This is a genomic window from Streptomyces sp. Mut1 (assembly GCF_030719295.1).
Taxonomy (GTDB): Bacteria; Actinomycetota; Actinomycetes; order Streptomycetales; family Streptomycetaceae; genus Streptomyces; species Streptomyces castrisilvae.
Window position 1 is genome coordinate 7,106,385 of record NZ_CP120997.1, and the last position, 13,725, is coordinate 7,120,109.

The following is a 13,725-nucleotide window of genomic DNA, read 5'->3' on the forward strand; positions in this document are numbered from 1 at the left end:
GTGCCGAGCCCCACCCCCATCAACCGCAGAGCGCTCTTCCGCCTGGGCGCCGGCGTCGGCCTCTCACTCGCCGCCGCCCCGCTGCTCGCCGCCTGCGGCGACGGCGGCACGACCGCGAAGGCAGAGGCCAAGAGCGCGTCCCTGCTCCCGAACAGCGCCATCCGCAACATCGGGCTCAACCCCGACCTCGAAGGCACCGCCGCCGGCGTCCCGCAGGGCTTCTTCAGCTACCCGGCCAAGCCGCTGCGGGCCACGAAGAACACCCCGCTCAAGGGCGCGAAGCCGATCAGCGCCACGATGGAGACGTTCTCACCGCCGCCGCCCTCGCGCGGCAAGAACGCCGCCTGGCGGGAGATCGAGAAGCTCCTCGGCGGCCAGGTGAACATCACGGCCGTGCCCGCCGACGACTACGGCACCAAGTTCTCCACCATGGTCGCCAGCGACAGCCTGCCCGACCTCTTCATGTACCCGGAGAGCGGCGGTGTCGACAACAAGTCCGCCTTCCTCCAGACGAAGTGCGCCGACCTGACCCCGCACCTCGCCGGGGACGCGATCAAGGACTATCCCAACCTCGCCGCGATCCCCAAGGGCGCCTGGCAGGGCGCGATCTTCGGCGGCAAGCTCTACGGCATCCCCATCGCCCGCACCGGAACCGGCGGCGCCGGGGTCTACCGCCACGACCTCTTCGAGGAGGTCGGTGTCACCAGCCTGGACCAGATCACCGACCTCGACCGCTTCGTCGAGGTGTGCAAGGAGCTGACCCGCCCCAAGAAGGACCAGTACGCGATCATCGCGGGCGCCACCACCATGCTCGCGATGTCGGCGGGCGCGCCCAGTTTCTGGCGGCTGGACGAGAAGACCGGCAAGTTCACCGCCGACCTGGAGACGCCCGAGTACCGCAAGGCGGTGGAGACGGCCCGCCTGCTGTACAAGGCCGGCTGCTACTACCCGGGCACCCTCCAGATGTCCGGGGCGCAGAAGGCCCAGTACACGGACATGTTCAAGAACGGCAAGGGCGCCTACGTGTACGACGGGATGCCCACGTATTTGGCGCCGGGCGTCGGCTACATCGCCGCGATGAAGGCGATCGACAAGAAGTACGACCCGCGCCCCTTCGTCCCGGTCGGCAGGGACGCCGTCGCCTGGATGGACAACGTCGCGCTCCAGAACACCCACATCAGCAAGGCGTCCGGGGACCGCGTCAAGGAGATCCTGGCCTTCGCCGACTTCGCGGCCTCGCCGTTCGGCAGTCTGGAGTACACCCTCATCAACTACGGCGTCGAAGGACGGGACTTCACCCGTGACGCCCAGGGCAACCCGGCCCTGACCAAGCAGGGCACCCAGGACGTCACGGTGCCCTGGAAGTTCGCCGCGTCCGCGGTGCCGGCGATCTTCAGCGCCGACTCCGAGCAGGGCGTGCGCCACGTGCACGACACGTTCACCAGGATGATCCCGATGATGGTGGCGGACCCGACGCTCCAGTACTCCTCGCCCACCTGGGACTCCAAGGGCTCGGGCAGCCTCGGCACGCTCAAGGGCGACGCCCTCAAGGACATCATCTCCGGCCGCAAGCCCATGTCCGCCTACGACCAGCTGGTCAAGGACTACCTGGCCAAGGGCGGCGAGAAGGCTCGCGGTGAGTTCGAGGAAGCCTTCCAGAAGGGGAAGAAGTGACGACAAGACGCTCGGTCCTCGCACTCGGCGGTGCCACCGTGGCGGCAGCGGCCGCCGTACCCGCCCTCGGCACCCCGGCCCTGGCACGGCCGCACCCATTCGCCCCGGAGCCCGGCTCCGACGGAGTCGGCGACCCCCTGTTCCCCACGCTCGGCAACGGCGGCTACCAGGTCACCCACTACGACCTGACCTTTGACTTCACCCCGGTGACGTACGACTTCACCGGAACCGTGAAGATCAGCGCGAAGGCCACCCAGGACCTCTCCGCCTTCAACCTCGACACCGACGGCCACACCATCGACTCCGTCACCGTCGCCGGCCGCCCCGCCCGCTGGGAACTGACGTCCGGCCAGAGCGGCCAGGAGCTGACGGTCACCCCCGCCCGTCCCCTCCGCGACCACCAGGCGTTCACGGTCGAGATCCGCTACCGGGGCAACGGCAAGGCGCCCCGGCTCGGTCTCACCGGCTGGAACTTCGGCAGCGACGGCGGCTTCGCTTCGGCCGCCCAGTCCTCCCGCGCCGACACCTTCCTGCCCTGCAACGACACCCCGTCCGACAAGGCGACGTGGACCTTCCACATCAGCGCCCCCAAGGGCTTCGTCGCCACCGCCAACGGCGAACTCACCCACCGCACCCCGCGCGCCGACGGCTCCACCGTCTGGCACTTCGCCCTCCGCGAGCGCATGGCCACCGAACTCATCGGCATCGCCGTCGTCAAGGGCACCTACCTGTACGGCAGCAGCCACCGCGGCCTGCCCCTGCGCCACATCGTCCCGCAGGGCCAGGAGGACACCTACGCCCCGGTCGTCGCCCGCACCGCCGACCATCTGGCCTGGCTGGAGGCGAAGTTCGGCCGCTACCCGTTCTCCGTGTACGGGCTGCACATCTACGACGGCTACACCGACGCCCTGGAGAACCAGACCCTCTCGCTCTTCGCCACCAGCTGGTTCAAGCCCAACGCCCAGGGGCAGCCCGGCTACGAGACCACCATGGTCCACGAACTCGTCCACCAGTGGTTCGGCGACTCCGTCACCCCGCACGACTGGCAGCAGGCCTGGCTCAACGAAGGCCCCGCCGTGTACTACGCGGGACTGTACGGCGAGGAGCGCGGCTGGTCCGTACTCGCCGACAAGATGAAGGCCACCTACGAGAAGCTCGACGCCGTCCGCGCCGCCGACGGCCCGCCCGGACGGCCGGACGCGCTCGGCGGCACCAACATCTACGACGGCGGCGCCCTCGTCCTGTACGCCCTGAACCTGCGGATCGGCGGGCGCGCCTTCGACAAGGTCATGCGCGAGTGGGTGAAGCGCTACAAGGACTCCACCTACACCACCGAGGCCTTCATCCGTCACACCGTGCATGTCACACGTGACATGTCACTCGACGGGTTCCTGCGCGACTGGCTCTTCGGGGCCGTGAACCCGCCCATGCCCGGCCACCCCGACTGGAAGGCCACCGCGTGAACCGCCCCCCGAACGTCGTACGCGCCACCGCCGCCACCGCGGTCTTCCTGGCCGCCCTTCTCGCCGCCCCCGCCGCCGGGGCCGCCCCCGGGGCCCGCACCCTGTACGCCGCCCCCGACGGCCGGGGCACCTCCTGCACCGCCGCCCGCCCCTGCACCCCCGAGGGCGCCCGCGACCTGGCCCGCACCGAGACCCGGCGGGCCGTCCGCGTACTCCTGAAGGACGGCACCTACCGGCTCGACGCGCCCCTGAAGCTCGGCGCCGCGGACTCCGGCACCACCTGGGCCGCGGCCCCCGGCGCCCACCCCGTCCTCTCCGGCGGCCAGGACATCACCGGCTGGCGGAAGAACACCGACGGCACCTGGAGCGCGGCCGTCCCCGCCGGCACCACCCCGCGCCAGCTCTTCGTCGACGGCCGGCGCGCGACCCGCGCCCGTGGCGACGCCTGCCCCGCGAGCACCTGCGACGCCACCGCCACCGGCATGACCGGCGCCACCGCGACCGGCATCGACCACTGGCAGCGACCCACCGACGCCGAAGCCGTCATCCGCGTCCGGTGGCGCAACTACCACTGCCGGATCGCGGACGTCAGCGGCGACACCCTCACCTTCGCCCAGCCCTGCTGGACCAACTCCGCGAGCGGCACCGACCGCACCGGCCCCGCGTGGGACTCCACGGCCGTCGACTCCACCCGCTACAGCGGCGTCGCCTTCTTCGAGAACGCGCCCGAACTCCTCGACCAGCCCGGTGAGTTCGTCTGGGACTCGGCCGGCCGCACCGTCACCTACCTGCCGCGCCGGGGCGAGAACATGCGCCACGCGCGCGCCGTGACCCCGCACACCGAACAGCTGCTCGTCATCGACGGCGGTCACGACATCACCGTCAGCTCCATCGGCTTCGCCTACGCGGCCTACCGGCAGCCCGACACCGACGAGGGCTACGCGGGCATGCAGGCCGGTCTCACCCTGACCGGAGCCACCGGCCCCGTCGACCACGCGGGCCGCTACTACACCAAGCCCGCCGCCGCGGTCACCGTACGCGGCGGCCGGCGGGTGACCATCGACACCGGCCGGTTCACCCACCTCGGCGGCGCCGGAGCGATCCTGGAAGCCGGCACGAAGGACAGCGCGCTGACCCGCTCGACGTTCACCGACCTCTCCTCGGGCGCGGTGTACGTCGGTGACACCGAGCCGATGCCCGAAGCCCCGCTCGCCGGGGAGCGCAACACCGTCGCGTACAACACCATCAGCCGCACCGGCGTCGAGTACACCGACGCGGTCGGCATCTGGGCCGGTTACGAGGCGGAGCTGACCGTCGACCACAACAGCCTGGACCACCTCCCGTACTCCGCGATCTCCGTCGGCTGGGGCTGGAACCAGCCCGAGGCGCAGAAGTCCGTGCTCCGCGACAACAAGGTGACGGACAACCGCATCACCGACGTCATGGAGGTCGCGCGCCGGCAGCACGACGGCGGCGCCATCTACACCCAGGGCGCACAGCCCGGCACGGTCCTGAGCGGCAACTACATCAACCGCTCCGCGTACGGCAACACCGAGCGCGACGGCAACGGCATCTACCTGGACGAACAGTCCTCGCACATCACCGTCGAGAAGAACGTCATCACCCGCATCGGCTACAAGTGGGTCTCCAACTGGGCGGACTACGGCATCGAGAACACCGCGCGCGGCAACTGGACCGACACCGCCGCCCCCGAACTCGGCGGGACGGGCTCCGTCATGACGGGCAACCACACCGGTCTCGACCGGCTCCCGGCGGCGGCCCTCGCCGTCGCGGCCCGGGCCGGCGCGCACGGCGGCCCGGTCGAACAACTGCGCACCGACCTGGCCCGCAAGGGCACGGCCACCCAGTCCTCCACCGACGGCACGGCCGCGGCCGGTCTCGCCCTGGACGCCGACACCAACACCGACACCGCGACCCTCTCCGAGGACGGCGCCTGGTGGCAGGTGGACCTCGGAGCCGTACGCCGCATCCGGCAGGTCGAGGTCTGGAACGACGCCTCCTCCACCACCGCCGACTTCGACATCGTCACCGACGACGCCACCGTCCACGTCAGCGGCAAGGCGCTGCGCCCCACCGTCGTGAACCTGGACAGCCGGACCCGCACGGTGAGGATCGTGACGTCCGGCACGGGCCGGGTCGCGCTGTCCCAGGTGCTCGTCCACCCCTGACACCCGCCGCCCAGCAGCCGTACACCTGCCGCGCCCGGTCCGACGACCGGGCGCGGCAGGCGCGTCGCGGACGGCTCACTCCAGGCCGAAGGCGTCCGCCAGCATGCCGGTCTGGGCCGCGAGCAGGGTCTGACCGTCGTGGCCCATGCCCGCGAACTGTCCCGCCACCTCCAGGCCCACCGCCCCGTGCAACTGAGCCCACGCCAGCAGCGCGCCGGCCAGTGCGGCGGCCGACGTCCCGGGGTCGCCCGCGGTGTCCGGCGCGTACCCGGCCACCCAGGCGCCCACGCCGGCGTCCGCCTCCAGCCACGCCGCCATCCGGTCCACCACCGAGGCCACACCCGCCCCGGGCGAACCGCCCGCGAACACCGGCAGGAAGGGCCCGAGCACGGCACGGGCGCGCTCCAGGGTGTCGGCGGGGGCCACATACCCCGGCACCGGAGAGCCCTGGATCAGCAGATAGCGGTGCGGCTGGGTGATCGCCCAGCCGCGGTAGGCCCCGGCCAGTACACGCAGCCGCTCACGCGGGGCTCGGTCCTCGGCGGTGGCCGCCGCCGCGCCGATCGCCGTGGCGGCGTCGTCGTACGCGTCCCGGATCAGGGCGCTCAGCAGGTCGTCGCGGCTGGCGAAGTAGCGGTAGAGAGCGGGGCCCGACAGGCCCATCTCCTTGGCGATCCGCGTGAGCGCGAGCGCCGCCATGCCACCGTCGGCGAGCTGCCGCAGCGCCACTTCCTTGATCTCCGCCCGGGTCTGCTCCCGGTACCGGGCCCGCGGCCCCTGCTGCGTCTCCGCCATTCCCGGCCCTCTCGCTAGGCAAGCTCACTTCAGTTACGGAGTCTAACAAGAGCTATTGCGACGAGCTATCGCAAGAGTTATGGTCAATAACGAAAGCGATGAGCAGTCACCAGAAGTCACGGGAGTCCTCATGACCGCAGCACGTGATCTCCACACAGTCCTCGGCGCCGGCCCCGCCGGCACCGCGCTCGCCGCGGAGCTGATCCGCCGGGGCCACCAGGTCCGACTGGTGGACCGGTCCGGCGACGGCGACACCCCGGCCGGCGTCCAGCGGTTCGCCGCCGACGTGTCGACCACCGAGGGAGCGCGCGCCGCGCTCGACGGGGCGGCGGTCGCCTACCACTGCGTGAACGTCGGCTATCACCTCCAGGTCGAGGTCATGCCGCGTATCCAGCGGGCCGTCCTCACGGCGGCCGAGGCAGCCGGCGCCCGCCTCGTCGTGCTCGACACGCTCTACCCGTACGGCGAGACGCACGGCGCGGTGATGACCGAGGACACCCCGTGGAACGCGACCAGCCGCAAGGGCCGCATGCGCGCGGAGCTGGACGCCGGCTACCTCGCCGCCCACGAAGAGGGCCGGCTGCGCGTCGTGCTGGGCCGGTCCGCCGACTTCGTCGGCCCCGGCGTCCTCAACTCCACCCTCGGCGGGGCGGTCTTCCCGGCAGCGCTCACCGGGGGAGAGGTCCCGGCGCTCGGCGACATCGACCTGCCGCACAGCTACACGTACATCGGCGACGTGGCGGCCGGCCTCGCGACGCTCGGCGAGAACCCGGACGGGGACGGCCGCGTCTGGCACCTGCCCACGGCGCCCGCGCTCACCACCCGCCGGATCCTGGACCTGGTGGCGGAGCGCGTCGGCCGCCCCCTGGACCTCACCGTCGTCGCGGAGCCGCGCCCGTTCGGCCCGTTCGACGAGGTGTTCATGGCGGAGTACGCCGAGATGTTCTACCAGCACACGGAGGCGCAGATCGTCGACTCCTCGGCCATCGAGAAGGCGTACGGCCTCGTCCCGAACCCGATGCCGGCCACCATCGACGCCACACTCGCCTGGTACGGAGAACTGCTCGCCGCGCGCTGAGCCCGGCGGGTGCTCCGCCCTAACGGCCCAGGAACCCGCCGATCCGCTCGCGGAGTCCGTGCGGGTCCAGGCCGTGGGCCGCGAGGTGCTCGTCCATCGTCCCGTACCTGCGCAGCTCCTCGCGGGCCACGCCGAGCCCCAGGATCCGGTGGGGGAGCGCCGCCAGCGCGTCGTTGGCGGCCGCCGTGGACGTGCCCGCCAGGTAGGGCTCGACGATCACCACCTCACCGGCCGGCCGGCCGCCCACCGCCCGGCGCAGGCCCTCCCCGTCGAACGGGCGCACCGTCGTCGCGTACAGCACGGTGACATCGAGCCCCTGGGTGGCGGCCAGGACGTTGTCGAACATCGGCCCGACGGCGACGACCACACCGCCCGTACCCTCGCGCACCGTGCTGAACCCGCCGGCCCCGCCGACCGGACGCGCCGACCGGTTCGACTGCAACGAGAGCCGCACGTACACCCGCCCCTCCCCTGCGGCGGCCTCCCGCAGCAGGGTCTCGGCCTCGTCGGGGTGGCCCGGCACGTGCACCGTCCAGCCGTCCAGCGTGTCCATGAGCGCCACGTCCCCCGGCGCCATGTGTGTGAACCCGCCGGCCGGCCAGTCGTACGAGGCGCCCGCGCTCACCAGTACGCCACCGACCCCCTGATGCCCGAAGTCCAGCTTGACCTGCTCGAACGGCCGCTCCACCAGGAAGCTCGCGAAGGTGTGCACGATCGGCCGCATGCCGGTGAGGGCCATACCGGCCCCGGCCCCGACGAGCAGCTGCTCCCGGATGCCGACGTTGACGACCCGGTCCGGATGGTCCCGCTCCGCCCGGGCGAAGCCGTCCCGGCTGATCTCCGCCAGTACGAGCGCCAGCCGGGGGTCCTCGTCGAGCAGGCGTGCGGTGGTGGCGATGAAACGGTCACGCATGGTGTCCATGGGGGGCGTCCTCTTCCTCTCGTCTTCCACTGGTGGCCGTGCTCACTGCTTGGGGGCGACGCGGGCGACGACGGCCCGGGGCCGCCCCGGATGCGGCGCGGTGAAGGCCGCGTACAGCGCCTCGTGGTCCCGCCCGTCCACGGAACCGACCGACCAGCCCGCCGTCGCGAACCGCTCGGCGATGCCCCCGGGGCGGCCGTACGACGCCGAGGCGTTGTCGATCACGACGGTGTGCAGCTGCTCCAGCCCGGCCGGTCCGGCGAACGCGATGGCCTCGTGATTGCTGCCCTCGTCCAGCTCGGCGTCCCCGGTGAGCACCCACACCCGCGGCCCGGTCAGCCCCTGGGCGCGCAGCCCCAGCACGCTGCCGACGGCCAGCGGCAGCCCGTGCCCCAGCGACCCGCTGCCGATCTCGGCCCCCGGCACGAGCATCCGGTCGGGGTGGTGCCCGAGCGGCGAGTCGTACGCCCCGAAGCCGCTCAGCAACTCCTCGCCGAGGAATCCGCGCGCGGCGAGGACCGCGTAGTACGCCATCGGCCCGTGCCCCTTGGAGAGCAGGAAGCGGTCCCGCCCCGGATCGTCCACGGTCCGCGGAGTCACCCGCAGCACCCGGTCGTACAGCACCCACAGGGCGTCCAGGGTCGAGGTGGCGGCGGGCCCGTGCTTCTCGTCGCCGGTCATCAGGCTCATCAGCCGGGGCAGATCGCGGTAGGCGGGCCCCGGCGCTGCAGTCGTCCGTGTCATGCTGAAAGCGTTGAACATCAACCTAGGTCGAGGTCAAGCGCCCAAAGGGGTTCGTGACCACCCGATGAAGTGCGGTATTGTTCTCTTGCGCGTTCAGCCAGGGGGAATCCCCAGGTCAGACGGGCATCGGGACGTGGCGCAGCTTGGTAGCGCACTTGACTGGGGGTCAAGGGGTCGCAGGTTCAAATCCTGTCGTCCCGACTGGAGACAGTCGTAGATCAGGGGCCGGTTTCGGAGCAATCCGAAACCGGCCCTTCTCGTTCGCCTCCCGGCAGGGGGCCACGCAGGCGGCCCCCGCGCTCACCACACCCCGCCGCCCCCCGCCTCCCCCTCCGTGCTCTCCCGCAGTACGAGCCGGTGCGCCACGACACGGTCCTGCGGGCACACGGCGGAGGGCGGGACGGCGTCGTCCGGGCGGGTTGCCTCGTCGATGCGGCGCAGGAGCAGGTCCACCGCGACCCGGGCCACCGCCTCCTTGTCCGGGGCGACCGTGCTCAGGGACGGCACGCTGAAGCGGCCGCCCTCCACATCGTCGAAGCCGATCACCGCAACGTCCTCGGGCACCCGCGCCCCGTAACCGTGCAGCGCGCGCAACGCGCCGAGCGCCAGCTGGTCGTTGAGGCAGAGCAGGGCGTCCGGCCGGACCCCTTCGGCCAGCACCCGGCGCACCGCCTCGGCCCCGTCGCTCATGTGGAACGCCGCCACCGGCAGCAGGGCCGCCGGGTCGTACGCGACGCCCGCCCCGGCCAGTGCGAGGCGGAAGCCGCGGGTGCGGGCCTGGGCGGTGCCGACGTGGCCGTCGTCCCGGCCACCGACGGTGAGGATGTGCCGGCGGCCCAGGGCGAGCAGGTGCTCGGTGGCCTCGCGGGCCGCGCGTTCGTTGTCGATCGCCACATGGTCCGCGCCCTCGTTGAGCAGCTCGCCGAGCAGGACGGTCGGCGGAGGTCCGGTGTGTGCGCGCAGGTCCTCCGGCGCGAGGGCGAGCGGGCTGAGGATGACGCCGTCCACGAAGTCCGAGCCGAAGCCGGCCAGCGCCGCCCGCTCCCGTTCCCGGTCGCCGCCGGACTGGTGGATCAGCACGGTCAGGGAGCGCTTTTCGGCCTCCCGGACGACATGGCGGGCCAGCTCGGCGAAGTACGGGACGTCGAGTTCCGGCACCACCAGGGCGATGATTCCGGTCCGTCCGCTGCGCAGGTGCCGGCCGGCGAGGTTGATCCGGTAGCCGAGGTGGTCGATGGCCTCCTGCACCACCCGCCGCGTCCGGTCGGACACGTGCACGTAGTCGTTGAGCACATTGGAGACCGTCTTCTCCGACACCCCCGCATGCCGTGCGACGTCCTTGATCCTCGGTCGTGCCACCCGCAACCCTCCCGCATCCGGTCCGCGCCGAGTCTATGTGGTGCCCTCCGGCAGGCCGGGGGCCGCCGGGATGTGCGGACGGGCACCCATCCGCACAGGAGATGACGCAGCTCTTTACAGCCAATGTACATCGATGTAAAAACAGGGTCACCGCATCGGGAGACCGGCGCGGAACACCCCGATGTGCGCGGGCGGCCGACGGCTGCCGCGCCGATGGCGCCTGCCGTCGGCCGGGCACGTCGTCCGGCCGTCGAAGGGTCAGTGATGAACTCTGCACCTCCCGCCCGCGGGCTGCCCGGCGCCTGGGACCCGGACCGGCCGCCCGGCATCGGCCGCCGCGGGCTGCTGCGTTACGGGACGGCCTCAGCCGCCGCGCTGCTCGCGGCGGGCCCGCTGACCGGCTGCGCCTCGCCGGCCCGCGCGGGCGAGGCCTCCGCGCTGAAGGTCTGGGACCTCTTCCAGGGCGGCGACGGCATGCTGATGGACGAGATGATCGCGGCCGTCTCGCGGGGTGCCGAAGGATTCGACGTGGACCGGACGATCCTGGACTGGGGCCCGTCGTACTACACGAAACTCGCCATGTCGGCGGCCGGCGGCCGGGCCTCGGACGTCGCCGTGCTGCATCTGTCACGGCTGGCCGGATACGCCCCCGGCGGTCTGCTCGACCCGCTCGACCTGGACCTCCTCGCCGAATTCGGCGTGGGCGAGAAGGACTTCGCCCCCGCTGTGTGGAAGCGCGCCCAGCACCGGGACACGGTCTACGCGATCCCGCTGGACGTGCACCCCTTCATCGTCTTCTACGACAAGGACGCCGCCGACGAGGCCGGCCTGCTCGACCCGTCGGGCCACCTGGCACCGATGGGCTCACCCGAAGCGTTCCTGGATGCCGGGAAGAAGCTCGCCGAGGTCACCGGCAAGTCCGGCGTCCTGTTCGGACACGTCACCGACACCGCCCAGAGCTGGCGCCAGTTCGCCGCCCTGTACGCCCAGACCGGCGCCTCCTTCACCCTGCCCGACGGCGGCCCGCCGAAGATCGACATCGACGCCGCCGTGAAGGTCGTGACCTTCATGAAGCAGCTCTTCGACGGCCGCACCAACCCCAACAACCTCGACTACAACGGGGCGATGGCCGCCTTCATGGACGGCCGCGGCGGCATGATCATGGCAGGGGAGTGGGAGCTGCCGACGTTCCGGAAGTCCGGCATCGAGCACCTGGGCGCGGCCCCCTTCCCGCAGGTCTTCGAGCGGCCGGCCGTCTACGCCGACTCGCACAGCTTCGTGCTGCCGCACCAGGACCACCCCGACCTCGCCCGGCGCCGCGAGGCCCACCGCTACATCGCCGAGATCGTCAAACAGAGCCTGACCTGGGCGAGCGCGGGCCACATCCCGGCCTACCTGCCGGTCCAGGCCGGCCCCGAGTACGCGAAGCTCGACCCCCAGTCGTCCTACGCGGCCGCGGGCGAGATCGCCGTACTCGACCCGCCGAACTGGTTCGCCGGAGCCGGCGGCAACTTCCAGAACCGCATGTGCCAGCCGCTCCAGTCGGCGCTGCTGGGCAACACCTCTGCCGAGAAGGCGGTACGGCAGATGGTCCGTGAGGCGGACACCCTGCTGCGCCGGCCCAACCCGGTCGCCTGACGACAGCCGAAGGAGCCGCATCGTGTCCACCACCGCGCCCGCCGGAACCGCGGCGCCCCCGCAGCAGCCCCCCTCCACCACACCGGCCGCGCCCCGGCGCCGCCGCTCCCTGACCCGGGGCGGCGGGCTGTTCGTCCTGCCCTTCCTGGTCCTCTTCGCGCTCTTCCTGGTCTGGCCCGTCGTCCAGGGCCTCTGGATGAGCCTCACCGACGCCTCCCTCAGCCTGCGCGACACCGAGTTCGTCGGCTTCGCCAACTACACCGAGGCGTTCGGCGACCCGGACGTCTGGAGCAGCCTCGGCAACACCGTCTTCTTCACCGTCATCTCCTGCGTACCCCTCGTCCTGGTCGCCCTGGCCATGGCGCTGCTGGTACACAGCGGACTCGCCGGCCAATGGGTCTGGCGGCTGGCCTACTTCGCCCCGTACCTGCTGCCGGTCACGGTGGTCACGCTCATCTGGACGTGGCTCTACCAGCCCGACATCGGCCTCGGCAACCAGCTGCTGACCTCGCTGGGCATGGAGCCCGTCGGCTGGCTCTCCGACGAATCGGTGGCGATGTGGTCCGTCGCCGCCCTCACCGTCTGGTGGACGGTCGGCTTCAACTTCCTGCTCTACCTCGCTGCCCTGCAATCCCTGCCCGTCACCTACGACGAGGCCGCCGCGCTCGACGGCGCGGGCGCCTGGCGGCGGCTGTGGTCCGTCACCCTGCCGCAGCTGCGCCACACCACCGTCCTGGTCGCCATGCTCCAAGTGCTCGCCTCGCTCAAGGTGTTCGACCAGATCTACATCCTCACCAAGGGCGGCCCCAACGGTTCCACCCGCCCGATCCTGGAGTACGTCTACGACGTCGGGTTCACCGGATACCGGCTGGGCTACGCCTCGGCGGTCAGCTACATCTTCTTCGCCATCGTCATCGTCGTCTCCGTCATGCAACTCCGCCTCTTCCGTCAGGAGGGCTGACCGTGTCCGCCATCTCCACCCCCGTGCGCCGGCCGCGCCGGCCACGCCGCGAGGAGTCCGGATCGCCCCTGCTGCTCGGCCACGGCCGGCTGCCCCGGGTCCTCGCCGGGACCGCGCTGAGCGTCCTCGCCGTCGCCTGGCTGCTGCCCTTCCTGTGGGCGGTCGCCACCTCGCTGCAGAGCGAGCAGGACGTGATGAAGTCGGGCCTGTCGCCGTTCAAGGGCGCCTTCACGCTCTCCGCCTACCGGCAGATCCTGGACCGCGGGAACGTCCCCACCTGGGCCTTCAACAGTGTGCTCATAGCCGTCCTGGTCACCGTGCTGACCACGGCCGTCTCGACGCTCGCCGCGTACGGGTTCTCGCGCGGCACCTTCCGCGGGCGCCGCGCCCTCCTCGCCGTCACCGTCGCCGCGATCATGGTCCCGCCGCAGCTGCTGATCGTGCCGCTCTTCGAGCAGATGACGATGTTCCACCTGGTCGACACCTACGCGGCGGTCATCCTGCCGCAGGTGGTGGCCCCGATGATGGTCTTCATCCTGAAGCGCTTCTTCGACGGGATACCCCGCGAACTGGAGGACGCCGCCCGTATCGACGGCGCCTCCGAACTGCGGGTCTTCCGCTCGATCGTGCTCCCGCTGTCCCGCCCGATCGTCGCCGCCGTCGCGATCTTCGTCTTCATCGGGGCGTGGAACAACTTCATGTGGCCCTTCGTCGTCACCAACGACCCGGACCTCATGACGCTCCCGGTCGGCCTCGCCACCGTCAAGGACGCCTACGGCATCCAGTACGCCCAGTCCATGGCGTCCGCCCTGCTGGCCGCGCTCCCGCTGATCGTGATGTTCCTCCTCTTCCAGCGGCGCATCGTCAACTCCGTGGCCACCACCGGCCTCGGCGGCGGCTGA

At 71.6% G+C, this 13,725-nt stretch carries 11 protein-coding genes and 1 tRNA gene; 8 read left to right on the plus strand and 4 right to left on the minus strand.

The window, feature by feature from the left end; translation table 11 throughout:
* From P8A18_RS30725 to P8A18_RS30735, 3 genes are read left to right on the plus strand one after another with little or no spacing between them, the layout of a single operon-like run.
* Positions 1-1,674, plus strand: a complete 1,674-nt coding sequence (locus tag P8A18_RS30725; RefSeq protein ID WP_306059838.1) for an extracellular solute-binding protein — start codon at positions 1-3, stop codon at positions 1,672-1,674.
* Complete coding sequence (locus P8A18_RS30730; protein WP_306059840.1) at positions 1,671-3,137, plus strand: M1 family metallopeptidase; 1,467 nt, start codon at positions 1,671-1,673, stop codon at positions 3,135-3,137. The genes P8A18_RS30725 and P8A18_RS30730 overlap by 4 nt, the downstream gene beginning before the upstream one ends.
* On the plus strand, positions 3,134-5,326 hold the full coding sequence (locus tag P8A18_RS30735; RefSeq protein WP_306059842.1) for a right-handed parallel beta-helix repeat-containing protein: 2,193 nt from the start codon (positions 3,134-3,136) through the stop codon (positions 5,324-5,326). Before P8A18_RS30730 ends, P8A18_RS30735 begins: the two co-directional genes overlap by 4 nt.
* A gap of 75 nt (positions 5,327-5,401) precedes the next feature.
* On the opposite strand, the gene P8A18_RS30740 is transcribed toward P8A18_RS30735, so the two are convergent.
* On the minus strand, positions 5,402-6,121 hold the full coding sequence (locus tag P8A18_RS30740) for a TetR/AcrR family transcriptional regulator (RefSeq protein ID WP_306059844.1): 720 nt from the start codon (positions 6,119-6,121) through the stop codon (positions 5,402-5,404).
* Between the two features lie 130 nt (positions 6,122-6,251).
* Between P8A18_RS30740 and P8A18_RS30745 the strand changes: the two genes are divergently transcribed.
* A complete protein-coding gene (locus tag P8A18_RS30745; RefSeq protein ID WP_306059846.1) occupies positions 6,252-7,199 on the plus strand; it encodes an NAD-dependent epimerase/dehydratase family protein in 948 nt (315 codons plus the stop codon).
* 19 nt (positions 7,200-7,218) lie between these two features.
* On the opposite strand, the gene P8A18_RS30750 is transcribed toward P8A18_RS30745, so the two are convergent.
* Positions 7,219-8,121: a transketolase family protein gene (locus P8A18_RS30750; RefSeq protein WP_306059848.1), complete on the minus strand. Its 903-nt coding sequence runs from the start codon at positions 8,119-8,121 to the stop codon at positions 7,219-7,221.
* A gap of 42 nt (positions 8,122-8,163) precedes the next feature.
* Positions 8,164-8,865 carry a thiamine pyrophosphate-binding protein gene (locus tag P8A18_RS30755; RefSeq protein ID WP_306059850.1) on the minus strand — a complete coding sequence of 234 codons (702 nt, stop codon included), beginning with the start codon at positions 8,863-8,865 and terminating at the stop codon, positions 8,164-8,166.
* Between the two features lie 127 nt (positions 8,866-8,992).
* Here P8A18_RS30755 and P8A18_RS30760 point away from each other — a divergent pair.
* A tRNA-Pro gene (locus P8A18_RS30760) sits at positions 8,993-9,066 on the plus strand.
* Positions 9,067-9,165: 99 nt separating this feature from the next.
* On the opposite strand, the gene P8A18_RS30765 is transcribed toward P8A18_RS30760, so the two are convergent.
* Complete coding sequence (locus P8A18_RS30765; protein WP_306059852.1) at positions 9,166-10,224, minus strand: LacI family DNA-binding transcriptional regulator; 1,059 nt, start codon at positions 10,222-10,224, stop codon at positions 9,166-9,168.
* A 264-nt stretch (positions 10,225-10,488) separates the two neighbouring features.
* Between P8A18_RS30765 and P8A18_RS30770 the strand changes: the two genes are divergently transcribed.
* The 3 genes from P8A18_RS30770 to P8A18_RS30780 are packed head-to-tail and all read left to right on the plus strand — an operon-like array spanning position 10,489 to position 13,725.
* The gene (locus tag P8A18_RS30770; RefSeq protein ID WP_306059854.1) at positions 10,489-11,862 is read left to right on the plus strand and encodes an extracellular solute-binding protein; all 1,374 of its coding nucleotides are present in this window, start codon (positions 10,489-10,491) and stop codon (positions 11,860-11,862) included.
* Between the two features lie 22 nt (positions 11,863-11,884).
* Complete coding sequence (locus P8A18_RS30775; protein ID WP_306059856.1) at positions 11,885-12,823, plus strand: carbohydrate ABC transporter permease; 939 nt, start codon at positions 11,885-11,887, stop codon at positions 12,821-12,823.
* A gap of 2 nt (positions 12,824-12,825) precedes the next feature.
* Positions 12,826-13,725 carry a carbohydrate ABC transporter permease gene (locus P8A18_RS30780; protein WP_306059858.1) on the plus strand — a complete coding sequence of 300 codons (900 nt, stop codon included), beginning with the start codon at positions 12,826-12,828 and terminating at the stop codon, positions 13,723-13,725.

Bases quoted from the DNA above. Each gene is read 5' to 3' on its own strand.
- P8A18_RS30770 (WP_306059854.1), top strand. From the start codon at position 10,489: ATGAACTCTGCACCTCCCGCCCGCGGGCTGCCCGGCGCCTGGGACCCG.
- P8A18_RS30755 (WP_306059850.1), bottom strand. From the start codon at position 8,865: ATGACACGGACGACTGCAGCGCCGGGGCCCGCCTACCGCGATCTGCCC.
- P8A18_RS30740 (WP_306059844.1), bottom strand. From the start codon at position 6,121: ATGGCGGAGACGCAGCAGGGGCCGCGGGCCCGGTACCGGGAGCAGACC.
- P8A18_RS30750 (WP_306059848.1), bottom strand. From the start codon at position 8,121: ATGGACACCATGCGTGACCGTTTCATCGCCACCACCGCACGCCTGCTC.
- P8A18_RS30745 (WP_306059846.1), top strand. From the start codon at position 6,252: ATGACCGCAGCACGTGATCTCCACACAGTCCTCGGCGCCGGCCCCGCC.